The organism is Paenibacillus sp. J22P165, from assembly GCF_059692015.1.
The window spans coordinates 122384-145231 of record NZ_JCAUAP010000007.1 but is presented as its reverse complement, the minus strand read 5'-3'; the positions used below and the strand labels follow the sequence as shown (position 1 = coordinate 145231).

The 22848-nt window shown below is 49.3% G+C and carries 20 protein-coding genes and 1 pseudogene; 17 read left to right on the top strand and 4 right to left on the bottom strand.

The genetic code is table 11. From position 1 onward, the window contains the following. The first annotated feature begins 46 nt into the window (after positions 1-46). Positions 47-250, top strand: coding sequence for a Spo0E family sporulation regulatory protein-aspartic acid phosphatase (locus AC58QM_RS18025; protein WP_497286294.1), 204 nt, complete (start codon positions 47-49; stop codon positions 248-250). Positions 251-373: 123 nt separating this feature from the next. Further along, positions 374-958, top strand: coding sequence for a dienelactone hydrolase family protein (locus AC58QM_RS18020; protein ID WP_497286292.1), 585 nt, complete (start codon positions 374-376; stop codon positions 956-958). Between the two features lie 110 nt (positions 959-1068). Here AC58QM_RS18020 and AC58QM_RS18015 read toward each other — a convergent pair whose 3' ends face one another. Further along, entirely contained in the window at positions 1069-2358 is a 1290-nt protein-coding gene (locus AC58QM_RS18015; protein ID WP_497286290.1) for an amidohydrolase, read from the bottom strand. Between the two features lie 109 nt (positions 2359-2467). Between AC58QM_RS18015 and AC58QM_RS18010 the strand changes: the two genes are divergently transcribed. Both AC58QM_RS18010 and AC58QM_RS18005 read left to right on the top strand, forming a co-directional pair. Continuing rightward, positions 2468-3463 carry a MerR family transcriptional regulator gene (locus AC58QM_RS18010; protein WP_497286288.1) on the top strand — a complete coding sequence of 332 codons (996 nt, stop codon included), beginning with the start codon at positions 2468-2470 and terminating at the stop codon, positions 3461-3463. Positions 3464-3553: 90 nt separating this feature from the next. Continuing rightward, a complete protein-coding gene (locus AC58QM_RS18005; RefSeq protein WP_497286286.1) occupies positions 3554-4528 on the top strand; it encodes an N-acetylglucosamine kinase in 975 nt (324 codons plus the stop codon). Positions 4529-4581: 53 nt separating this feature from the next. Here AC58QM_RS18005 and AC58QM_RS18000 read toward each other — a convergent pair whose 3' ends face one another. Then, positions 4582-5055, bottom strand: a complete 474-nt coding sequence (locus tag AC58QM_RS18000; protein WP_497286285.1) for a hypothetical protein — start codon at positions 5053-5055, stop codon at positions 4582-4584. A 104-nt stretch (positions 5056-5159) separates the two neighbouring features. Here AC58QM_RS18000 and AC58QM_RS17995 point away from each other — a divergent pair, with 104 nt between their 5' ends. Both AC58QM_RS17995 and AC58QM_RS17990 read left to right on the top strand, forming a co-directional pair. Then, entirely contained in the window at positions 5160-5462 is a 303-nt protein-coding gene (locus AC58QM_RS17995; RefSeq protein ID WP_497286283.1) for a hypothetical protein, read from the top strand. A 118-nt stretch (positions 5463-5580) separates the two neighbouring features. After that, a pseudogene (locus AC58QM_RS17990) lies at positions 5581-5931 on the top strand (polysaccharide deacetylase family protein); the annotation flags it as partial. Here the strand turns inward: AC58QM_RS17990 and AC58QM_RS17985 are convergent. Beyond that, a complete protein-coding gene (locus AC58QM_RS17985; protein ID WP_497286622.1) occupies positions 5926-6150 on the bottom strand; it encodes a hypothetical protein in 225 nt (74 codons plus the stop codon). The pseudogene AC58QM_RS17990 and the gene AC58QM_RS17985 sit on opposite strands and share 6 nt — an antisense overlap. A 141-nt stretch (positions 6151-6291) precedes the next feature. Between AC58QM_RS17985 and AC58QM_RS17980 the strand changes: the two genes are divergently transcribed. The 11 genes from AC58QM_RS17980 (at position 6292) to AC58QM_RS17930 (ending at position 22014) form a co-directional block, all read left to right on the top strand. Continuing rightward, on the top strand, positions 6292-7554 hold the full coding sequence (locus AC58QM_RS17980; protein ID WP_497286621.1) for a hypothetical protein: 1263 nt from the start codon (positions 6292-6294) through the stop codon (positions 7552-7554). A 116-nt stretch (positions 7555-7670) separates the two neighbouring features. Next, a complete protein-coding gene (locus AC58QM_RS17975) occupies positions 7671-9263 on the top strand; it encodes a response regulator (protein WP_497286281.1) in 1593 nt (530 codons plus the stop codon). Between the two features lie 797 nt (positions 9264-10060). Continuing rightward, positions 10061-11998: a sensor histidine kinase gene (locus AC58QM_RS17970; protein WP_497286279.1), complete on the top strand. Its 1938-nt coding sequence runs from the start codon at positions 10061-10063 to the stop codon at positions 11996-11998. 314 nt (positions 11999-12312) lie between these two features. Then, positions 12313-13857, top strand: a complete 1545-nt coding sequence (locus tag AC58QM_RS17965) for a type 2 periplasmic-binding domain-containing protein (protein WP_497286277.1) — start codon at positions 12313-12315, stop codon at positions 13855-13857. Between the two features lie 72 nt (positions 13858-13929). Beyond that, a complete protein-coding gene (locus AC58QM_RS17960) occupies positions 13930-14871 on the top strand; it encodes an ABC transporter permease (RefSeq protein WP_497286275.1) in 942 nt (313 codons plus the stop codon). Continuing rightward, positions 14871-15785, top strand: coding sequence for a carbohydrate ABC transporter permease (locus AC58QM_RS17955; RefSeq protein WP_497286273.1), 915 nt, complete (start codon positions 14871-14873; stop codon positions 15783-15785). Before AC58QM_RS17960 ends, AC58QM_RS17955 begins: the two co-directional genes overlap by 1 nt. Before the next feature lie 63 nt (positions 15786-15848). Then, a complete protein-coding gene (locus AC58QM_RS17950; protein ID WP_497286271.1) occupies positions 15849-17969 on the top strand; it encodes a galactose-binding domain-containing protein in 2121 nt (706 codons plus the stop codon). 223 nt (positions 17970-18192) lie between these two features. Continuing rightward, positions 18193-19050: an aminoglycoside phosphotransferase family protein gene (locus tag AC58QM_RS17945; protein ID WP_497286270.1), complete on the top strand. Its 858-nt coding sequence runs from the start codon at positions 18193-18195 to the stop codon at positions 19048-19050. Positions 19051-19232: 182 nt separating this feature from the next. Then, positions 19233-20984, top strand: a complete 1752-nt coding sequence (locus AC58QM_RS17940; RefSeq protein WP_497286268.1) for a glycoside hydrolase family 3 protein — start codon at positions 19233-19235, stop codon at positions 20982-20984. A gap of 75 nt (positions 20985-21059) precedes the next feature. After that, entirely contained in the window at positions 21060-21395 is a 336-nt protein-coding gene (locus tag AC58QM_RS17935; RefSeq protein ID WP_497286266.1) for a DUF1801 domain-containing protein, read from the top strand. Between the two features lie 163 nt (positions 21396-21558). Continuing rightward, positions 21559-22014 carry a DinB family protein gene (locus AC58QM_RS17930; RefSeq protein WP_497286265.1) on the top strand — a complete coding sequence of 152 codons (456 nt, stop codon included), beginning with the start codon at positions 21559-21561 and terminating at the stop codon, positions 22012-22014. Positions 22015-22028: 14 nt separating this feature from the next. Here AC58QM_RS17930 and AC58QM_RS17925 read toward each other — a convergent pair whose 3' ends face one another. Next, a complete protein-coding gene (locus AC58QM_RS17925) occupies positions 22029-22832 on the bottom strand; it encodes a hypothetical protein (protein WP_497286263.1) in 804 nt (267 codons plus the stop codon). Positions 22833-22848 lie beyond the last annotated feature (16 nt).

Below are 22848 nucleotides of genomic sequence, written 5' to 3'. Positions count from 1 at the left end.
TTATAATATCCTAGTCGACTTATTCAACAGGATTGGAGATACGTAAATGGAGCAATTCCTCTTAGAAAAAATCGAAACAGTGCGACTTCAAATGATTCAAGAAGCATTAGTGCAAAGTAGTCTTACTAATGAAAAAGTCATTGCAATTAGTCACGAGTTAGATAGATACATCTCTTTATATCAAAAGCTAAAAATGGATTCAGTATGTGTAATAGAGCAATATGAGAAGAAGAAAGTAGTTGCATATTAGAAAATTAGGAATCAGATATATACATGTTGTGCTTAACAAGTAAGGATTGTTTAGAACAATATAACGGCAGCCGATCAGAGGATCAGCTGCCATTTTTATAGGTCCACATGGGAGGAGATAGAGATGGCTGAGATACTTTTGTTTCATCATGTATTGGGACTGACAAAAGGGATATCCACCTTCGCTGATAGGCTAAGAGAGGAAGGGCACACTGTACATGTGCCGGACCTTTTCGAAGGTCACGTGTTTGCGACTATCGATGACGGTATGGCCTACGTTAAAGAACTTGGATTCGAAGAGATAATGGAGCGGGGTACACGTGTGGCCAGCGGTTTACCGCGTGATATTATCTATGCGGGTTTTTCACTAGGTGTATTGATGGCTCAGAAGCTCGCCCAGACCCGTGAAGGTACCCGTGGAGCATTATTCTTTTATTCTTGCGTTCCGACCTCGATGTTCGGGTCACCCTGGCCGGCGGATGTACCGGTGCAGATTCACGGTATGGACGCTGATCCCTATTTCGTTGATGAAGGCGACTTGGAGGCGGCACAAGATCTCGTGTCCTCGGCTAATCATGCCGAGCTCTATGTGTACCCAGGTAATCAACACCTCTTTGCCGACAGTAGTTTGTCTTCGTATGATGCAGAATCGACAGCATTGTTGTTGCAACGTGTATTTGAATTCCTCCGTAAGTTTTTGATGTCTTAGCTGTTTGATCGTAGTTGGCTATCAGCTCTAGGACTAAAAGATTCAAATTCGAATAGAAACTACGCTATAAAAACGCGAGCAGAAATGCTCGCGTTAATCGTTAGCGGTGATCAGATACCACTGACGATACGTTTCGAACGTATGGATACTTGCTTGATTAACTCATCCTCGTCGATCGTCAGCAGTTGGCGATCTTTCATCAACACTTTTCCGTTTACGATGGTTGTGTCTACATCTGATCCGTTAGCGCAATAAGCGAGCAGCGAATGAATATTGTGGATCGGCTGTAAATGGGGTTTTCTCAAATCGATCAGAATAATGTCTGCTTTTTTCCCGATTTCCAAAATGCCAACTTCATGCCCGATATTCAACAATTGTGCACTTCCAACCGTCGCCATGCGAAGGGCATCAAAAGCGGGAAGTTTCGTGGGGTCACCGTAATCCAGTTTTTGTAACCAGGTTGCAGCTCTAATTTCTGAAAACATATCTAACGTTGTGGCGCTGCCAGCGCCGTCTGTTCCTATCCCAACGGTAATTCCTTGTTCAATCATCTCCATAATGGGGGCAATACCGCATCCAAGTTTGAGGTTGCTTACCGGATTGTGAGACACGCCACCTCGCATACCTTTCAAATATCCAATGTCGCGGCGATTAAGATGAACGCTGTGAGCCAAGAGCACATGAGCTTTGTCAAACATACCGAGGTGATACAAATATTCGGTTGGCGTTTGATTATACTTTTCCCGAATCTTGATTACTTCTTCTTTGGTTTCAGCAAGATGCGTGTGTATGGCAATGTTCTCTTGCTCAGCAAGGGCGATTATCTCTAGGAAGGGCTGAGGGGGAACCGTGTAAGGAGAGTGGGGGCCTAACATTGTGGTAATTCGGCCCTCGGCTTTACCACTCCAGCGATGGATGAGATCAACCGCCTCTGACATTCGTCGACCTCCGTCATTTTCAAGGAAGACCAACCCTCGCGTTAAAGAAGCCCGCATGCCGACTTCTTCTATCGCAGCTGCAATTTCATTCATGTGGATATACATGTCAGCAAAAGCCGTCGTACCCGATTTGATCATTTCGGCCATAGCGAGTTTTGTGCCCCAGTAAATGTCCTCAGGCGTCATTCGGGCTTCAGCGGGCAGCATTTTTTTGTTTAACCAGTCCATGAGCTTGAGGTCGTCCGAAAATCCTCTCAATAAGCTCATTGGCGTATGTTGGTGAGCGTTAATAAGTCCAGGTAACGCGGCCATTCCTTCGACGTAAATCACCTCATCAACTTCAGTGGTAATATCAGCTTGAATGTCTGCTATACGATCTCCTTCAATGAGAATGTCCCCTACAAATGGTTCATTGCTTGCCATCGTTAGGATGGTCGCGCCTTTGATTAATTTTTTCATCATTTCAGCCTCCTTTGTCTTGTTTTATACTAAACCCTGACGTAAAGTGAAGGTCAAGATGATATGCAATGAGTTAACATATAGATGTAATGTACATAAAAGGTGGTTCCTCATGAAAATAAAAGAGGTCTCAGACAGATTGAAAATATCGCAAAGGGCTATTCGCTTCTACGAAGAGAAAGGCCTCATTGCGCCTTCCAAGCAAGATGACAACCATTACCGTGTCTTTGACGAAGAAGACATCTGGCGCTTACAGACGATCATTGCCTTACGGGAGTCGGGGATGGTGGTTAGCGACATTCAGAAGGTACTGTCGGATATTGAAGTTCAGGGATACAACCAATTACAATATTTTTTGGAACTGCAACGGTCTGTCATGTTTTCCAAGTGGGTCGAAATGAAACAGATTATTGAAACGACGGACGAAATGATTGAAAGCCTCAAGAATAACCAAGTACTTCCGCTGGACGATATCTATACGCTCGCGGAAGGTTCAAGAAGGTTGAGGGAACAGCGGACTTGGGAGGACAAGTGGGGGTTTGACCGTTTGGCGAGCGATCACGATCAATTGGTGCAAGAAAACCAAAGGAAATATAAAGATTACGATGAAGCGCTGCGCCTCATCGTGAAATGGGTGTCACCAGTCCGTGGGGAACGGGGACTTGATATCGGAACAGGAACTGGAAATCTAGCCGGCCGTCTGATTGTTGAAGGCGTAGTAATGGCGGGAGTCGACCAGTCCATTGAGATGTTAAAGGAGTGTCAACGCAAATTTCCAGAGATGGAAACCAAGCTTGGCAATTTCCTAGCGTTGCCCTACCTGGACGGAAAATTTGATTTTGTTGTTTCGAGTTTTGCCTTTCATCACCTAACGGATGATCAAAAGCGGTTGGCGATTAAAGAAATGCGTAGAGTATTGAAACCACATGGTCGAATCTGTATCGCTGACTTAATGACGGACAGCATGGAAGGCGCAGTAGGTGAGAAGGGCGAGGATTATATGCCGCTATTAGAACTCGTTGATGTATTTGAAACGAATGGCTACATCACCAAGCATTTTAAAATGAATGAATTGCTGCATATCATCTTAGCTGTACCAATTCGATAAACTGCAAACCTTCACCTAGCGTTAATGTTTGTTATATCTGTAATCATATCATCCACTTTGCATGAGGAGTGATCGATCATCGTACAGGAAATGAAAGAGATTGTTATTGGTATTGATGGAGGCGGCACCCATACGAGGGTAATGGCCGTAGATCTCGCAGGAAACGTTCTATCCTACATAGAGAATGGGGCTTCTTCCATACATAAGGATTTGCAAGCAAGGGAAAATGTGCAACAAGCCATCGAAAAGGCATTAGCCCAGGCGGGAAGAAATGTGACACATGTGCAAGCGTTGACGGCGGGAATTGCTGGTTTTGATTCTAAAGCGGATCTTGAGTGGGTACTACCATTGACAGTAGTAGAGGGATTAAATTGCTTGAAACAACACGTCAATGATGCGGTAGTAGCTCATAGTGGAGCACTTCTTACAGAACCGGGCGTTATTGTAATCGCGGGAACAGGGTCAATTATTTATGCGATAAATGAGGAAGGAGAGCAGATCAGGAATTATGACCTGCATCATTATGCAGCTAGTGCTGCTCGATTTCTAGCTTATGACGCCACATTCGAAATTCTTTCGGGCAACGTCGACGATAGTGATCATGATTTGGTCATCGATATCCTACAATTTTGGGATCTGGCCACAGTCAAAGCGTTATCTCAACTTGCGAGGCAAGGATTTGTTTCAGATCAACGAGAACGTAATAAAAAGTTTGGTCAAATGGCTCCATTAATCACCAAGGCGGCGCTTCAAAATAGTCAATTGGCTACACTCGTTTGCGACCGTGCAATCCATCAGATAATTACGGGGGTTGAAATGCTCGCAGCATACTTTTCCGATGCAGAAGTCAACGTTTCTTTCGTAGGTAGTGTTGTTCACAGTGACTATTTCCAACAAAGGCTCGCTTCCCAATTGAGTCAAGGAAACAACAAGAAGTATAAGATTATTAAGCCTACATTCTCACCTGTAGCAGGCGCAGTATTATTAGCGTTGAAGCAACTGAGCATACCGATTGATCAAGAAATTTTATATAATCTCAGTCAACATCCTCATTCTCAGAGCTAATTACATGCATTACTGTACGAGGGAGTACGCCCGTTTTTTTTACAATCGCTGATTTACGTCCAAGCATTCCTTCGCTTGTCCACATATTGTAGACAGTGAAAGGTGGTTGAATGCCAATGCCAGTCCAAGCAAAAGTCACTTACCCCCGCTTGACCGTGTACAGCGAGAAGTATTTTCAGGGCGCCAATGCCATCTTGAGCGGCAACATCGGTATCCCTAACTTCGACATACCACTGGGAGGGATGGAGAGCCTTCGGTTCTTCTCCACAAACCCGGGCGCAACGCTCGTACTCTTCAGCCTCACGCGATTCAGGGGAGCTTTTCAAGTCTTTCACGGAGTAAGGAACGTCAGCGACTTCGATAACATCATTAGCGGCAACGATGCGAATTCGCTGATCTCGACTGACAAATACCTGACACTGAGACAGATTCGTGCGATTCGCGACAGTGGTCGGCTGCCTAATGGTTTCAGGGGAATCTAAAGGAAGATAACCTAGAACGCGGCAAGGATGTAGGCCAACGTCCATCGCTTATCGCGTTTTTTTGTTTGCCAGTGTATGTTTTTCAAGGGAAAAGTTTCATACTATTGCATATTAAAAGGAGCCTGGGCACGGAATAGGAGAGTGATGACATGGCTTTCGGAATTTCCAGACTTGAACTGAATGAATGGAAACGCAAATGTTTACAAGGAGAAATTGCCTTTTTAACGCATTATTGGGTAGAACCTCGCTTTCCAGGGGTAAAAACGATTACAAAGGTAGGCTGCTGTGACTTAGAACGATTAAAGAAATGGTGCTTAGCAAATGGTTTAAATCCAGCATACATACATCTTCGTGATGAATATCCACATTATGACCTCATCGGGGACAAGCAGATTGAAATCTTAAGGAGAGAACATTTGACCGAACATCTGCACAGATTCAAGCTACAATGACATGAATAATCGGAGGAAATATCCGGTGATAAAGTGGAAATCGTGACAATTGTGCTAACGATTGTGTTAGTTACGTATGTGCACCAGACTTATACTGGGAGGAACCATGTAAGAAGAAATGGAGCCCAGAACAATGAACATTCGCTATGATCTATTCGCACAAGGCAGACGCAAAGCACTCGTGATGAGCTACGACGACGGTCAAGTGTATGACCGCCGTATGGTAGCCATCATGAACCGCCACGGAGTGCGCGGCACGTTTCATTTGAACTCAGGACGGCTTGATCAGCCGGGCTTTTTGTCAGGCGCGGAGCTGCGCTCGTTGTTCGCTGGACATGAAGTCGCGGCGCATACGGTGCATCATCCGTTCTTGGATCAGCTGCCGCCCGAGCGGGTGATCGGTGAGATCACCGAGGATCGGCGGCAATTGGAAATGCTTGTTGGCTACCCCGTTACCGGGTTGTCATATCCATTCGGCGCTTGGAACCGGCAGGCTGCCACGTTGATTGAAGCGGTGGGCGTCGAATACGCCAGAACGACAGCTTGTCACGGACAATTTACGATCCCCGAAGATCCGTTCGCGTGGGGACCAACCTGTCATCATCGAGATATGCTCGCGTTTGCGCAGAAACTCATTACACTGGAGCAGCGTCATTCCCGTATGGGTCTGTTGTATATATACGGACACAGCTACGAATTCGAACGCGATCGCAACTGGGAGGAACTTGAAGATTTTTGTGCGCTGATCGGCGGTCGGGAGGACGTGTGGTACGCAACGAACATAGAGCTCTCTGGTTACCGTAATGCCCTGCGACGGCTGCGTTTCTCCGTGGCTGGGGACTTGGTGTTCAATCCATCGGCTATTTCAGTCTGGTTTAGCGTGGATGGTGAGCCAGTTGAGGTAAGGACAGGGGAGACGAAACGGATTGGCGCTCCCAGAAAAGAAGTCGCTGCGAGATCCAAGCTGGATTATACGGTGCAATTGGATTCTGCAGGCAGCGGGTTTACGGAATCAGCATGTTGGGTGCATGCGCGGGCAGGCGTCATTGCGCCGGTTGCTGGTACTGGCGCGGCGCCGCAGATCATCTTGACACTGCAGAAGCTGACGCTCGCTGGCTCAGATGTGTTTGGGCCACTGCACCACATGCGCTCAGTCGCTGCGGGTTGGGAAGAGCCGAGCTTGATGCGAGGCTTCGAACTGAGACAACAGCTGGACGGTACGTTGCTGGGACTGTCCGACTTTACACCGGCATGGCATGCGGCAACGGGGAAACTGCTTGGCACCGGACACACGGTCCTATATCGCGATGGCGAACTGGTCCATGATCGACGACGATCGACGGGATATTCCGTTTACGATCATGCGGCGCATGTGTGGGCACCGTTGCGGGAGATGTCGATGCCGCCTAGGCTGGCCAATACCGGTGCGGGCTGCACCCAGCGTGTTGATATGCACAATGGCGACATACTGTTGCCAGTTTATGGGCGTCTAGGCGATAACCCGCATATGTTCAGTACCGTCGTACGCTGTCGGCTTGAGGGAGATGAGCTGCGTTACATCGAGCATGGTTCGGAGCTAACGCTCGGGCTGGACCGCGGCTATTACGAGCCTTCGCTAGTATCCTACAACGGGACCTATTATTTGACGCTACGCGCCGATAACCGAGGCGCAGTCGCGCGAAGTGAGGACGGTCTCCACTTCGAGGAACCTGTCATTTGGACATGGGACGACGGCACGATCGTGCCTACTTACAATACGCAGCAGCATTGGGTGTCACACAGTGATGGTTTGTATCTTGTTTATACCCGCAAAGCGGATAACAATGGTCACGTCTTCCGTCATCGGGCGCCGCTGTTCATGGCCGAAGTCGATCCGGTACGGCTGTGCCTAATTCGTTCTTCCGAACGCGTACTCATTCCGGAGCGGGGAGCACGGCTGTGCAATTTCGGCGTTGTTCATGTGAACGAAGCGGAGACGTGGGTGACAGTTTGTGAATGGATGCAACCGGCCGGCTGCGAGCATTACGGCAGCAACAACCATATTTATGCCGCCCGCATTCGCTGGAACCGTCCGAATCAAGGTGCCGTCTGACGAAGAGTCGGCGCCTGCCATCCAGCTGTGCTTACCGGCAGGGAAATGTCGAGAAATATCGAATACCTTGAAGCAAGCTCAACTATACCAAGTGGAACCGGAAGGATGGAAGGCGAATGGGCCGACTGCTGATTGTCGATGATGAAAAAAATGTATGTGAACGAATCGAAGGTTTACTCCCGTGGGGAGATTATGGCATACATGAGATTGTAAGCGCATCCAATGGAGAGCGAGCTATAGCCCGCATCCGATCGGAGCGGGTGGATTTGGTCATTTCGGATATAAAGATGCCGGTTATGGACGGTTTGGAGTTAGCGTCACTCGTTCATGCGGAGCACCCACGGCTTCGGATGATCCTGATGAGCGCCTACAATGACTTTGCTTATGCGCAATCAGCGATTCGTTCCGGGGTCAAAGGCTATTTGCTCAAACCGATCGTCAAAGAGGAACTAGCCGAGCTTGTCCGCTCTGTCACGGATGAGTGGAGCCAAGATGAAGCGGCAATCATCACGAAGCCGGTTGCGGCCCAATCGACTGAGCTGAAGCTGGTTCGCTTGCTGCAAGGACATCTGCAGGATGTGACATCAAGCGACGATGACTGGCCATTATTGCTCCAGGCGGAAGGGAAGCATGTCTATCTGCGTATCGTCGTCTGCACATTTGATTCAGCAACCGACTTCGGTCCGATGCTTGCGCTGCAGCGACTCTTCCAACAATCCGGGAGCCGATGGCCGCTGCTGCGGTCAGCCGTCGCACTGCCTTACGGCAACCGGCTTGTATTGTTCATTCATAGCCCGCTTCCCATCAGCAAGCTGGATCTGCTGTCACCTTTAAGAGAAATAGGGGAGGAGTTGCGATCTTATGATGCCACTCTACCGATCGGAACAGGCATGATTGCCGGGGTTGGCAATCTGCATCAAGGGAAAGGTGCCATTGCCGCTTCCTATCATGAAGCGAACTATGCCCTGAGCGCACGTTTCTTCCAAGGGGCGAACACGATTCTGTTTCGCCAAGATTTGCCGTCAAATGAGGCAGACATAACAAGTTCAAGTCCCGTCAAGGATCGGCAGCAACCGATCGCTAACGAACTGATTGCGGCGGTCGCAGGCAGGCAGCCGGGAGAGGCGCGTAAATTCGTACACGCCTATTTCGGCTTGCTGACTGGGGGGTCGCCGCAGCGCATCTCTGATATTCGGCTTGGCTGTATGGAGATCGTATTCGCACTCGACCGCAGTATGCAAGAGCGCAACGCTGGAGATCGTTTCCCTGATAAGTCCGAATCGCTGGTCACGATCCAGCGTTTAGAGACGCTAGCTCAACTGCAAGCCTGGTTCGCTAATACAATGGCTTCCGTCGCCGAACGCGCCGAATCGCTGCCAGACAGCGGCAATCGATACGTGCTATTGGCCAAACGCTATGTAGCTGTCAATTATCAGGAGAAAATGATGGTCGAAGATGTTGCGGATCATTTACATCTGAATACGAAGTACTTTAGTTCTCTCTTCAAGCGTGAAACCGGCGAAAACTTCATTGATTACGTGAATCGAGTGCGAATCGAAATGGCCGCCGAAATGATCTTGAAATCGGATGCGAAAATTAATGAAATTTGCAGCGAGGTAGGCTTCCATAACTTTTCCTATTTCAATAAATTGTTCAAAAAAGTTGTCGGCGTCACGCCTCTCGCCTATCGCATCAAACGGACGAGTTAAGGAGGCTAGAGGCCATGTCAGCAAAAAAAATGAAACTGAGCAACTTTCTAATGCTATTTTCCTTTACTGTCGCGCTGATCTTACTGCTTTTGATCAGCACGCTTTTTTATTTCAAGACGAAGTCGTTCATTCAAGATAAAATGTCGCATATCCAGTCGATGAAGGTTAATCAGATTCAATTCGATCTCGTCCGCAGCTTCGATGATGCCTTCAACGTGATGGATCACTTACGCGTGGACGACCGAATCGCCCGTTATATCGACGTAATCGAAAACGCGACGCCAGCGGATGCTTACACGAGGGCTACGGCATCGGCTGACGTGGAGACATTGCTTTTCAACCTGAAGAAGGACAATCCGTTTCTCGGCAGTATTTTGATTCAGACAGCGCGCACGCAGTACAGCTCGGACAAGCTGTATTCAGCCAATCTGCCACTCCGCGAGTCAGGAGTGGACGAGGGTAAGACGGTCCAATTCGTAAAGAAGGGCCAGGCATTTCCGTTCTTTGGTCTGCAGCCGCAATCCGTAACCGATACGAGACTGCGGGACGCTATAGAGCGGCTTGGCAATCAGCCGTTCCTGTGGACCGCGCTTGAGTCAAGCGACGGCACCTTGCGAGGGAATGCGTTCTTGCTGCTGGACGAAGATTTCTTCCGGCGACAAATTCCGTACAGCAGCCATATGGCGTTGCTCGATGCCAAAGGCGATCCGGTATTCGTTGGCGTTGATGTGGCGTCAGACAATTTAGCTAGCCTGGGCAATTTGCCCGATGGCGAATACGGTCCAGGGGAGCAGGCAGTGCGCAACGGGACCGTGACGGTCAAACGGATGACAATGTACGATTTTACGATCGTATATGAGGAGAACGTTTCCATTCACCGCAAGCAGTTAGCGCTTATTCTCAAGCTGCTTGCGATCATGCTCAGCTCCTGCGTACTGCTCTCATTCGTCATGTCGCCACTCCTTTCCGGCGCCATCCTTCGGCCGCTATTTCGTTTCCTTCAGCGGATGAAGCGGTACGAGGCCCTAGGCGATCGACTGGCTTCAGAGGAGGAGAAACGCTCGCTTTCGCTGCAATCTCGGTTCCTTCTTTATTTTGCCGTCACCATTCTGCTTCCGATTGTAGTGTTTATCGCCAGCTTCTACGCGCAGTCCATGCGCATTGTCGGCAACGAACTGCGAGACTCGTACAGCACGGTGTTCTCTAACACGAGTCACCGAATCGAGCTGTTCATCGACCAGAAGTCCGTTGGCCTGGCGCGTATCAGCTATGATCTCTTCATTCGCCGACTCATGACGAGCGAGTCGCCGCAATCGTCGGAACAAATCACGGACTGGATCCGCAAAAACGAATACATGGGGCTAGCCCGTGATACGCTCAGCATTTACGACCGGCAAAACCGGCTGCTTTATTCAAACTTCTATCCGGTGCGGAGCGGAGGCGAAACGACGGCACAATCGGTGAAGCGTTCGATGCCTGGCCTGGGCTACGAGCTGGTTCGGGAACGTGGCGGATCGTCCTATATCCGGCTTGGTGCTGCCATCTACAGTACTGGTTCACAATCCATCGGGACGATCAGCCTAGATGTGAACACGCTTTTCTTCGCCAATCTGTATGCAGATTTTAAAGAAAACAACAGCAATGCGTTCATCGTTGACGATAGCGGAATGATCGTGTCCCATTCAAATCCGGACATGATTGGCAGGCAGGACAGTGGTACGAAGGAGAAGGACGAATACCGCTTCTCGAGCAAGCTTCCGCACCTACCTTGGTATTTCGTGTCCGAATTCGACGTATCGTCTGTGCGTAAACAGACCAATGATCTCATCTACGACGACATTTCGATCTTGCTTGGCTTATTAGTGCTCGCCATGTTCTTCTCATTAGCGATGTCGCGCTACCTCGTTCATCCATTCCGCAAGCTCGGAAGCTTTCGAATGGAGGAAGTCGCAACCGGAGCTTCCAGGTCACTGTCATCCAAATCATATGGCATCGAAGAAGTGAACCGGTTAAGCGAAACGTACAACCGGATGCTTGATCGCATCGAGTTGCTTGTGGACGAATCGTTGATCGCGAATCATCGTCAGCTTCGTCTCGAATACGAGAAGCGGGAGCTGCAGCTGCTCGCACTGCAGGCGCAGATTAACCCTCACTTCCTGTACAACACGCTGGAAAGCCTTGTATTTACAGTCGAGAAGCAAGAAACGCGTCGTGCCGTCGGTCTGATACATAGGCTGAGCCGTCTGTTCCGTTACATGTCTGGACATAGTCGGACGATTGTGTCACTGCGGGAAGAGATCGCCTATGCCGAAGTGTACGTAGAGTTGATGGCGCAGAGGCAGGAGGGACATGTTGAATGCCACTGGACAGTGGACGACACGCTGCTCGATTGCGGAATCGTCAAGCTCGTACTGCAGCCCCTGCTCGAAAATGTGTTTCATCACGCCGTTCCCATGAAAGAGCGATCGGTAATCACAGCCATCACGATTGTACGCGACGGTGATTGCGTAGTCATCATCGTGGCAGACGATGGGCAAGGCATATCTCCAGACCGACTGCAGGACATCAAACGAAAGCTGCAGGACAGCAGTGATAACGGTGGAATCGGCATCTACAATGTGAACAAACGGCTGCGGTTGCATTACGGAGAGGGCTTTGGGCTGGATATTGAAAGCAAGGAGGGGGGCGGGACGACTGTGATGGTGAGGATCCCGTACGAGTCCATTCGAGAGTGATGACGATTGTGTTAGATCGGCTAACGATCGTATCATTGCTGTGAAGCCCAATCCCTTATGATGATGGAGCAACGAATAAAGCGCTTGCAAAATAGATCAAGGAGGGTTTCCTTACCATGAATGTGTTCACGAACAAGACGTTTCGCCCCGCATTACTGCTTGCAACAAGCTTAACGCTAGCCACTGCGGCAATCGGGTGTTCCAACGGCAGCGACGGGAGTTCTTCCTCTACGCCGGGTGAGGGTAAGTCAACTGCCTCGTCCGCAGCGCCGACAGCATCGATGGATAAAACGCTGACCATTAGCTGGGTGGGGATGAATGCAAGGGGCAAGGTAGAGGACAACAATTTCGTACAACAGAAGCTCGAGAGCAAATTCAACGTCAAGTTGCAGAACAAGAAGATCGACGTCAACAACCGTGACCAAGTGAATCTGATGGTGGCGTCTGGAGAGCTGCCAGAAGCGACGTTCTTCTCGGCCAACGATGCTAAAAAGCTGTATGAAGATGGTGTGTCGCGTACGATTCCGAAAGAGTTGATTCTCAAATACGCCCCTAACTACGCTAAAATGCTAGATGAAAACGCGCCGGGTTGGAAGCTGAGCGTGGCGCCGGGGAAGACGGATCAATATTTCTCGCTGGTGGGGTTGTCGCAGAACGTCGAAGGGCTCGTCTGGGGTAATATGTACCGGCTCGATTGGATGGAGAAGCTCGGTTTCAAGCCGAAAGGAAACGCACAGCCGATCGGTACTTCCGCTGGACGCGAACGCGTGTTCTTTACGACGGAAGCGTTTACGCTTGATGAGGAAGCGAAGCTGTTTGATGCCATGGTCAATCAAGATCCGGACGGCAATGGCAAGAAGGATACCTACGCCTTCACGCCGTTTAATGACACCTTCTCCTGGTGGGGAGGCACCTATATGGGGGCGTTTGGTCTAGGTGTTGACGCGAGTGGTGCAGGCTTCGACATGAGTGTGGAGGAGAACGGCAAGCTAACGAACGCGAACGTGTCGAACCGATACAAGGACTTCCTGACCTTGATGGCGGACTGGTACAAAAAAGGCTATGTGGATCCTGAGTTCGTGACGCTGAACCGCGCGAAAGCGTGGGAGAAATTTTCTACCGGCAAAATCGGCAGTGCGCAAGGGCAATATGCCGCCGCCGGATTGGCTGTAAGCGGCAGGCCGCCAAGCAATTTACTGGATAAAGATCCGAATGCGAAAATTTTGTTTACCCCGCCTCAGATCGGAGCGAACGGACAACAAGGTGCTGCTGCATATCGACCTGTTACTACACTCGGTGGTTACGACTTTATTGTCCGCAAGGACGTCAGCGACGAGAAACTGACCCGCATTCTACAAATTTTTGATTACGTCAATTTCGACAAAGAAGGTATCGTACTAAGCAAGTTCGGAGAAGCTGGCACACACTTTAATTGGGAAGGCGAGCCGTTCAACTCGGCTGCAATGCCGATCAAGGCAGTCAATGCCGACGACAAGTTAGGTCTGGGTTACTACAGCTTTGGTATCACCGGCAAGCAACTGATGACCTACCAGACGCCGAAAGATGTCATGAAGCTAGTGAACGATTATTTCTTCAACAAAGACAAGGGCATGAAGCTCAACATTCAACCGGTCAAATACGATCTGTTTAAAACAACCAAGGTGGAAGAGTTGAAGCTGAAATACGCAGAGAAGCTGACGACGATCACGAACGAATACTTGTTCAAATCGATAACGGGCGAAGTGAACATTGGCGCTACTTGGGACGATTATTTGAAACGATGGAAGAGCAACGGTGGTGATGAAGTGATGGCAGAGCTGGATAAAGCGCCACGGACGGCTGACTTGTTGAAGAAATAACTACACACTAGCACGTGCGAAGCCGTCTACAACGACGGTTTCGTGCCTTAACGAATCGAGGTGTCATCTCACGTGAGCGCAATTGCAACAACGACGTTGGCAGCAAAAAGAAAGATCATATGGAAGCAGATGAAGCGCATGAAAGTACTGTATCTGCTACTCCTGCTGCCCGTAGCCCATCTGTTTATTTTTAACTACATTCCGATTTACGGTGTTACCGTCGCTTTCAAAGATTTTAAGATCGCCAAGGGTATTTGGGATAGCCCGTGGGTCGGCTTGGAGCATTTTCGCACGCTATTTAGTGACTTTGTCTTTCTTCGGGCGCTACGCAACACGCTAATCATCTCAGGCCTAAAGTTGGTGTTCGGGTTTGGGGCGCCTATCGTGTTCGCGCTTCTGCTCAATGAAATCAAACTCGAGCGGTTCAAAAAAATAACGCAAAGCATCTCCTATTTGCCGCACTTCATGTCATGGGTCATCGCCGCCAGCATTTTAGTAGAAATCGTTTCACCACAACGCGGCATCGTCAATTACGTAATTTCACTATTCGGAGCGGAGCCGATTCATTTTCTCGCCAGCAAAACGTACTTCATCCCGATCTTGATCGCCAGCGACATCTGGAAGGAAGTCGGGTGGGGAGCGATTATCTATATCGCGGCGATTGCTGGCATTTCGCCCGAACTGTACGAAGCGAGTTCGATCGACGGTGCGAATCGATGGCAGAAAATGCGCCATATTACCGTTCCTTCGATTATGCCGATCATCATCGTGCTGTTCCTGCTGCGACTCGGCCACATTCTGGAGGGCGGATTCGACCAGATACTCAATTTATACAATCCGCTAGTCTACGAAGTGTCTGATATTATCGATACTTACGTCTACCGTACCGGCCTGGTGCAGTTCCAATTTGATTATGCCGCAGCGGTCGGCTTGTTCAAGAATGTCGTCGGTGTTGTGCTGCTTGTCACGGCCAACCTGTTCGTCCGCAAATACAGTGAGCATGGAGTGTGGTAATGATGAACCTTTCGACAACCCGGGTACGGAGGAGAAGCGGCGGGGGGAGTAGTTGGGATGGGATCGCCTCCTTTGCAATCGGCGTCGTGATGTTGTTATTCTCGCTTACCGTGCTGTATCCGTTCTGGCAGACGCTCATTCTGTCATTCGCAGGGCCAGGTTCTTCGGATTCGCTCGGCATCCATCTGTGGAACAAGGAATGGAGCGTCGACGCCTACCGGTTTCTCGTTTCCTATGAGAGCATTCCGCGCGCCTATTTCAACAGCATTGTGAGGACAGCGCTGGGCACCGCCTTAATCGTCCTATTCACCATAGCCGCAGCCTACCCACTGTCTAAACGGGAACTGCCGTTTCGCAACTCGCTGACGATCTATTTCCTGATTCCGATGTTCTTCTCAGGCGGTTTGATTCCGACGTACCTGTTGATTAAAAAGTTAGGCTTGATCGATAATTTTCTCGTGTTGATCGTGCCTACTGCCGTAAGTATCTTCAGCATTCTGATCATGCGAAACTTTTTCCAGACGTTGGATAAAGGATTCGAGGAATCGGCTTTTATCGATGGAGCCGGCTACCTAACGTTGCTGGCGCGGGTCATTCTGCCGATTTCCGTCCCGGTACTGGCTACAATAGCACTATGGGCTGCGGTTTCGCATTGGAACGCTTGGTTTGATGCCATCATCTACATCCGTGATCCAAAGAATACCGTGATCCAGATGATACTGCGTGAGATGCTGGCGGCAGTCAACCAGCAGGCGCAGGATATCGCGCAAGCCAGTACAACGCGTACGGAGCTGACGCTGAATAACGTGCGTGCCGCTGTCGTACTCATTTCGATAGGTCCAATTGTACTGGTTTACCCGATTATTCAGCGGTATTTTGTCAAAGGTATTACACTCGGTTCGCTCAAAGGGTAGCGTACGCCAGTCACCAAGTTAGCTTCGGGTACCGGCAAAGTACCCAAGTGCATGTTGAACACAATGCCCCAATGTATGGGGGAATTTCAACCAGGAGAGGATGGGTTGATGGATATGTTGACACAAGTGAAACGTTTGGGGGTATGGTTGTTTGCGCTAGGCATGTTGTTGGCTTTCTCAGGTTCAGCGTCAGCGGAGACGTCGAACAGCATCGCAACCGATGCGATCGTGGGAGCAATCCGATGGGATGCGTGGGTCGGCGACGACCCGCTCGTCGTTCGCGACGTTGGCGAGCAGGTGGAAACAACACTGGGACCATCGCAGTATCACGACCGACTGCCGTTCTATGCATATATCGTCGGTACCAACGAAGTGGACATCAACGGTGCGACGCAGACGATCCTTGATCAGGAGATTGGGTATGCCAAGTCAATGGGGCTCGATTACTGGGCGTTCGTTACCTATCGGCCGACAGTTCCGTTCGAGGTCCCTATTAGGGAAGCGCTCAACCTGTATTTGTCCAGCACGCAGAAATCGCAGATTAATTTCTGCGTCATCGTTGGCAACTATTATGACGAAGCGACGTTCATCGACTATTTTAAAATGCCCGAATACCAAACCGTGCTAAACGGCCGGCCGCTCATTTATTTTTATCAATCGCTGAATAATTTCGACATCTCGTCGCTGCGCAATGCAGCTGCTGTTGCCGGGTTATCCGATCCTTATATCGTGGCTATGGCTGGCGGCAGCGGCGGTGACGCGGTGTCAGCCTATAACACGTGGATGTTCAACAGCGGAGGCCCTTACTCTTATCTTGCCAGCCAAGATAGGAGCAAATGGAGCAGCAATGCCAGTCATCCCTATATTCCTATCGTTACGACAGGACTTGATACAAGGCCACGTTATGACAATCCGGTTTCCTGGATGACCGTTTCGAGCAATATGTGGGTACAGCAGGCGACACCTAAGGAAATCGGTGTTCATCTGCAAGAGGCGATCGACTGGGTTGGCGCGAACCCCAGCAGCGCAGAATCGAAGGCTGTCCTTATGTATGCCTGGAATGAATTTGACGAAGGCGGCTGGATCGCTCCCACCTACTACTTAGGGTATGACCGAGGAGCGGTCGTGGAAGACGTGCTCCGTGATTTCCGGCTCAACGCTGTGCCGGCCGATGATGGCATTCATCTCTCTTGGAGAAGCATGCCCGGCACTAGTGCCTATGAGCTCAAACGCAGTTCGACGAGCGGGGGGCCTTACACCGTTCTGCAAACGGGGAGCGGCACCTCGTACGTCGATACTGGTGTTGCCACGGGTATCACGTACTATTACGTAGTGACGGCCAGCAACGGGAGCACGGTGATCGGCGAGTCGGGTGAGAAAGCAAGCAGCCTGTATGGCCGTAATCTGGCGCTGAACCGGACGTACAGCTCCTCGTCCCAGGCGAATGCCAGCCAAAGCGCAGCGAAGGCGTTCGACGACAACTTGTCAACGAACTGGCAGTCTAGCGCGTCTGGCACGTATAACGGCAGGTGGCTGGAAGTGAACTTCGGCACGAACATCACGTTCGACAAGGTGATGCTGTCCGAATACGGGGAGCGCACGAGCGGGTTCCGCATCGAATATTGGAATGGCAGCTCCTGGCAAACAGCGTATACAGGCACTTCGATCGGCAGCAAGACTACGCCTAGCCAGCTTTCGTTCCCGGCCGTCACCGGCAGCAAAGCGAGAATCTACTATACGGCGGGGACGTATACGCCAATTCTTTACGAGTTCGGCATTTACCGGACGCCGGACAATCTCGCACTAAACCACTCGTATGGCAGCTCATCGCAACTGGACGCCAGTCATAGCGCCGCTGAGGCGTTCGACGGCAATCTGCTCACGAACTGGGAAGCCGCTTCAGGCTCATCTTACAATGCGCAATGGTTGGAAGTGAATTTTGGCGCGAACGTAACGTTCGACCGCGTCGTGTTATCGGAACACGGGGGACGCACGAGCGGGTTCCGGATTGAGTATTGGAACGGCAGCGCCTGGCAAACCGCCTTTACTGGTTCGGCTATCGGTGGAAGTTCGGCGCCTAGCGAGTTTACGTTCACAGCCGTCACCGGCAGCAAAGCCCGTATCATTTATACATCAGGAAGCATCACGCCGATCGTCTATGAATTCTCGATTTATAAATATTGAACGAGTACTTGCGTATTTGTAGGGCTGCCAACTGGCAGTCCTTTTCACTGTTTACGAACAGGATAGTTTAATTATAAATGAGTATTATTAACTCAAAGCTATATTTATTTGATACCTTGTTAGAGAGAATGTTAAGATCTGTCAATGGAACAAGTGAAGTGAGGATAGATGATACAAAGAGTATGTAGATAGCAAACGGGGGGTTCCGCTAATGGGTGTAAAAATGCATGTCGACGAAATGGAAATTAACGAGGCACTCGTACGCCGACTGCTTGTCACGCAGTTCCCTCACTGGGCAGAGCTTACCTTGAGACGAGTTGAGCCGGCTGGTACAGTGAATGCCATCTTCAGATTAGGTGAAGAATATGCCATTCGGCTTGCCCGGCGCATGGGGCCAACGACACCAAGAAGTCGTGAGTTTGTGTGGCTGCCCAAGCTCTCACCAATGGTACCTCTTGAAACCCCTGTACCTATCGCCGAAGGACATCCGAATAGCGAATATCCGTGGTTTTGGGAAATACATTCGTGGGTTGAAGGGGAGTCGGTGCCGATAGCGCAGATTGACGCGCTTCAGGCAGCGCGTGATCTTGCGGTGTTTGTTGCAGCGCTACAACAACTGGATCCAGCAGGTGCTCCCCAGGGACGTGGTGTTCCTTTGGCTCAACGGGACAAGGAGTTCCGACACTGGCTGGAAAGATTCGATGGTGATTCTGTGATTACTGATGTGTGGGAGACGGCGCTTGCTGCACCTCCGTGGAACAGCGCGCCAGTTTGGCATCACGGAGACCTTGACGTGCGTAACTGGCTCGTTCGAAATAAGCGCATCACCGGGGTGATCGATTGGGGTGAAATGGGCATTGGCGATCCAGCATGCGATGTCATGGTCGCATGGAAGTTACACTCACCAGAAGCTCGTGATGAGTTCCGTAAATATCTGCCGACCGACGACGCTACGTGGGCAAGAGCCCGCGGATGGGTCTTATCACAGGCGGTCGCAATCCTAGCTTACTATACACCTGAAAACAATCCAGTTCTATACCGTGAGGCGAAAAGTTGGCTTGACCTAGTACTATCAGAATGATACTCGATATGAGGGAGCAGGCTGAGTGGCTGCTCTCTTTTTGTCCTATTTAGAATAGAATCGGATATTCGTTTAAAAGGCACAAAATGGCATGCAACAACAAGGGATTAGGTTCATTTTAATAGAATTTATATAGAGACTATTGTAACGTTGACTCAAAACCACTTGGGAGGATGCGTAATATGTTGAATTTAAAGACGGCACCGTTTCATTTGAAGGATGAAGACATTCTGTGGGTAGAACAAACGATTGCCTCCATGAATCTAAACGAAAAAATTGGACAACTTTTTATTAATTTAGGGTATCGTCATGACGCGGAATATTTGCAGGAGATGTTAGATAAATACCATATTGGAGGCGTACGTTACAATCCGAATACATCGGAAAAGATCTATGAGCAGAATAAATATTTGCACCAACATAGTAAAATTCCTCTCCTAATTGCAGCTAATATGGAATCGGGAGGCAATGGTGCTTGCACAGACGGCACATTGATCGGTACGCATGTGCAGATCGGTGCAACCGGAGATCCGAATTATGCCTACCAGATGGGGTATGTAAGCGGGGTTGAAGGTGCAGCGGTCGGCTGTAACTGGACGTTTGCTCCGGTGGTCGACATTAACTATAATTGGCGCAACCCTGTCACGATGACTCGTTGCTTCGCGGATAATCCAGATGATGTATTGCAAATGTCTAAAGCCTATTTCAAAGGCATTTGTGAAAGCGGTTTCGCAGCGGCGATGAAGCACTTCCCCGGAGACGGTGTTGACGAACGAGATCATCATTTGCTGACAAGTGTCAATACGCTGTCGTGCGAGGAGTGGGACCAAACCTTTGGCAAAGTATACAAGGGTATGATTGAAGCAGGTGTACAAAGCGTAATGGTTGGCCATATCAAGCTGCCTTCTTATTCCATGCGACTTAATGCGAACTTGGCGGAGGAAGATCTGCTTCCGGCCACGCTGTCACCGGAACTCGTGACAGGACTTTTACGAGAACAGCTTGGGTTTAACGGGCTGGTACTCACCGATGCCTCACGAATGATTGGCTTAACTTCCGCGATGGAACGTTCCGACATTCTACCTCAAGCGATTGCGGCGGGCTGCGATATGTTCTTGTTCTTTAATGATCCAGAAGAGGATTACCAGTTCATGATGGACGGTTATAAGAACGGTGTCATTACGGAACAGCGTCTGCATGACGCCCTGCGTCGCATACTAGGGCTCAAGGCTTCAATCGGGCTGCATCGTAAACAGCAGGAGGGTACGCTCATCCCGCCAAAGTCGGCTATTAGCCGAATTGGCTGCAGCGAGCACTTGGCAATTGCTGAAGAAGTGGCGGATCGCTCGATTACGCTGGTGAAGCAGACTCGCCCCGACTTGCCGATCCGGCCAGAAACGCATCCGCGTATTATGGTATATATGCTGGGGGACGAGATGATGTTTTTTGGACTTAAGCAGGCGGGGGTTCGAACGCTAGTAACCCAAGAGCTTAAGCGGGCAGGTTTTGAGGTTACGCTTTATGAATCTCCGGTAGCTGAAGCAGAACGTATTAAACGGGAGAGACCTGGCGAGCCAGTTGCTGTACAGCTCTTCAAACGGCAAAAAGTAACGGATTTCATCAACTCGTACGATGCGGTAATCTTATTTGCAAATGTCCAGCAATTTGCTCAAGAGAACTACGCCAGGATAAAGTGGCTTTCTCCCATGGGACCAGAAATTCCTTGGTATGTTAGCTCGATGCCGACCGTATTCGTTTCGCTGCATAATCCTTTCCATTTGTATGATGTCCCGATGGTTAAAACGTATATTAACGCTTATGAGCCAACCCAGAACATCATTCGTCAAACCATATCGAAGATTATGGGTGACTCATCTTTCAAAGGTGTCAGTCCTGTGGATGCGTTTTGCGGCGTGCGGGATACGCGATTTTAAAGCGTTGACGGTATGTACAAGCAACAGTATACTTTTAGCATAAGTAAAATAATACCAATTGGAGTGATAAGAAGTATGAATCAGGAAGTTACTACCTACATAGAAAATTTGCCAAAATGGCAAGCAGATATCAGTTTGACTTTGCGGAACTTGGTTCATGAGACGATTCCGGAAGCCGTAGAACGTATTCAGTACAAGAAGCCACACTTTCTGAAGAATGGACATTACGCAGCCGTCATTTCGCCTTCCAAAGATGCAATTGCCTTTATGATCATGAATGCAAACGGCATTGATTTTCCGAAAGAATTTGAAGGTCCAGCTGAACGAAAGTGGATTAAATTAAAGGAAGGGAGCACGCCAGATCTCTCCACGTTGTCTGGGCTTCTGAAGCAAGCATCCAACACGTTATAAATTCGAGCGTATAAACAATGGTGAGATAGGAAAGGGAGCAGCTCCCCACGGCCGGGAGCTGCTCCTTTGTCACGATCATGTTAACACCATAAGTTTAGGGTCTCTTGTTAGTACAGTTTTTGGAGTGTTAGAACAACGATGAGACGAAGAGGGGGAATCTGAAATGAAGACGATTAAGTGCATGATGGACCACCTATACTGGGCGAACAGTAGCATCTTGGACGCGCTCGAGAAAAGTGAGACGACGAACAAAGACATTTTGAAGCTGGTTCGGCACGTCGCGGTCGCGGAACAAGTCTGGCTGTCCCGATTGCAGATCAAGGGCAGTGCACACTATTCGTTATGGGAGGAATCGGAAGATCTGACAGTGATCAGGACGATGTTTGAAGAAAACGCCGAGCAATATCGCGTCTATATTGAGGGGCTCGAAGAATCCGAGTTGGAGGAGATGATCGACTATGCGAACATGAGTGGAGTTCCGTTCAGAACGTCCGTTCGAGACATCCTGTTGCAGGTCCTCTTACATGGTCAATATCATCGTGGACAGATCAATCAGGCACTTCGGATCGCAGCTGCTGAGCCTGCGCAAGTCGATTACATCACGTTCGCGAGGATCTAACAGGACTTATTATATTACTGGATTAGGGTTAGCATCTGATAGACTTGGCGTTGATCTCCATTCAAGCGGATATAGCGACACTGCATTTGGGAGGAACCATCTCCGTCCAAATAGATGCCGTCAACTAATCTACGGTTGCCTAACGTTTCTAGAATAGCTGTTCGGAACTCTGCTATCGTACAGTATGTAGGAGTAACTATCATATACATGTTCTCTAGATGATCATATACAATTGCCGTACGCATACGACCTTCGTCATATGCTGGCATCTCCTCTAAAATCATGTCATTCTCCCAACGAATGCTGTCGTTAAGCTGCATACTGACACCCCCCTGAGCCCAATAATGGTGTTTATCTGTTACTGTCAACTCTCCAGCATGCGTGACTACTTGAATCGAGAAGTGTTTAGTGATGTCATCCCATACGAGTGTTCCACGTTTTAAGTTAGTGTCAATGCCAGTGTTGTACCAGCCAGAGCCGTAATCACCAGGCAAACCTTTTAGAGGTTGATCGTTCATAACCGCAATACTCAACAGAGCCCCTTCCCAGAAGAATCCGCCATTGATACCATAATAGGAAGTTTTTGTTACGTTTGTATCAATGGCCTGGAGTCGAATATTATCCGGGGTTGTCCGAATTGAATGCAATAGGACACCATTTGAGGCTTTCTGCTTTTCATAATGATAATTGCGAGGAAATTTAAAATCGTTTTGATAATAACTAAGTAATGAAACAAGCAATATTGAGGCAGCAATAAGAAGAATATGATAACGATTGAATTTTGCTAGTAACAGTTGCGATACTTTCGAATTGTTCACATTGTTACTCCTTTTT

Bases quoted from the DNA above. Each gene is read 5' to 3' on its own strand.
- AC58QM_RS18025 (WP_497286294.1), top strand. From the start codon at position 47: ATGGAGCAATTCCTCTTAGAAAAAATCGAAACAGTGCGACTTCAAATG.
- AC58QM_RS18020 (WP_497286292.1), top strand. From the start codon at position 374: ATGGCTGAGATACTTTTGTTTCATCATGTATTGGGACTGACAAAAGGG.
- AC58QM_RS18015 (WP_497286290.1), bottom strand. From the start codon at position 2,358: ATGATGAAAAAATTAATCAAAGGCGCGACCATCCTAACGATGGCAAGC.
- AC58QM_RS18010 (WP_497286288.1), top strand. From the start codon at position 2,468: ATGAAAATAAAAGAGGTCTCAGACAGATTGAAAATATCGCAAAGGGCT.
- AC58QM_RS18005 (WP_497286286.1), top strand. From the start codon at position 3,554: ATGAAAGAGATTGTTATTGGTATTGATGGAGGCGGCACCCATACGAGG.
- AC58QM_RS18000 (WP_497286285.1), bottom strand. From the start codon at position 5,055: ATGGACGTTGGCCTACATCCTTGCCGCGTTCTAGGTTATCTTCCTTTA.
- AC58QM_RS17995 (WP_497286283.1), top strand. From the start codon at position 5,160: ATGGCTTTCGGAATTTCCAGACTTGAACTGAATGAATGGAAACGCAAA.
- AC58QM_RS17975 (WP_497286281.1), top strand. From the start codon at position 7,671: ATGGGCCGACTGCTGATTGTCGATGATGAAAAAAATGTATGTGAACGA.
- AC58QM_RS17965 (WP_497286277.1), top strand. From the start codon at position 12,313: ATGAATGCAAGGGGCAAGGTAGAGGACAACAATTTCGTACAACAGAAG.
- AC58QM_RS17955 (WP_497286273.1), top strand. From the start codon at position 14,871: ATGATGAACCTTTCGACAACCCGGGTACGGAGGAGAAGCGGCGGGGGG.
- AC58QM_RS17950 (WP_497286271.1), top strand. From the start codon at position 15,849: ATGCCCCAATGTATGGGGGAATTTCAACCAGGAGAGGATGGGTTGATG.
- AC58QM_RS17945 (WP_497286270.1), top strand. From the start codon at position 18,193: ATGCATGTCGACGAAATGGAAATTAACGAGGCACTCGTACGCCGACTG.
- AC58QM_RS17940 (WP_497286268.1), top strand. From the start codon at position 19,233: ATGTTGAATTTAAAGACGGCACCGTTTCATTTGAAGGATGAAGACATT.
- AC58QM_RS17935 (WP_497286266.1), top strand. From the start codon at position 21,060: ATGAATCAGGAAGTTACTACCTACATAGAAAATTTGCCAAAATGGCAA.
- AC58QM_RS17930 (WP_497286265.1), top strand. From the start codon at position 21,559: ATGAAGACGATTAAGTGCATGATGGACCACCTATACTGGGCGAACAGT.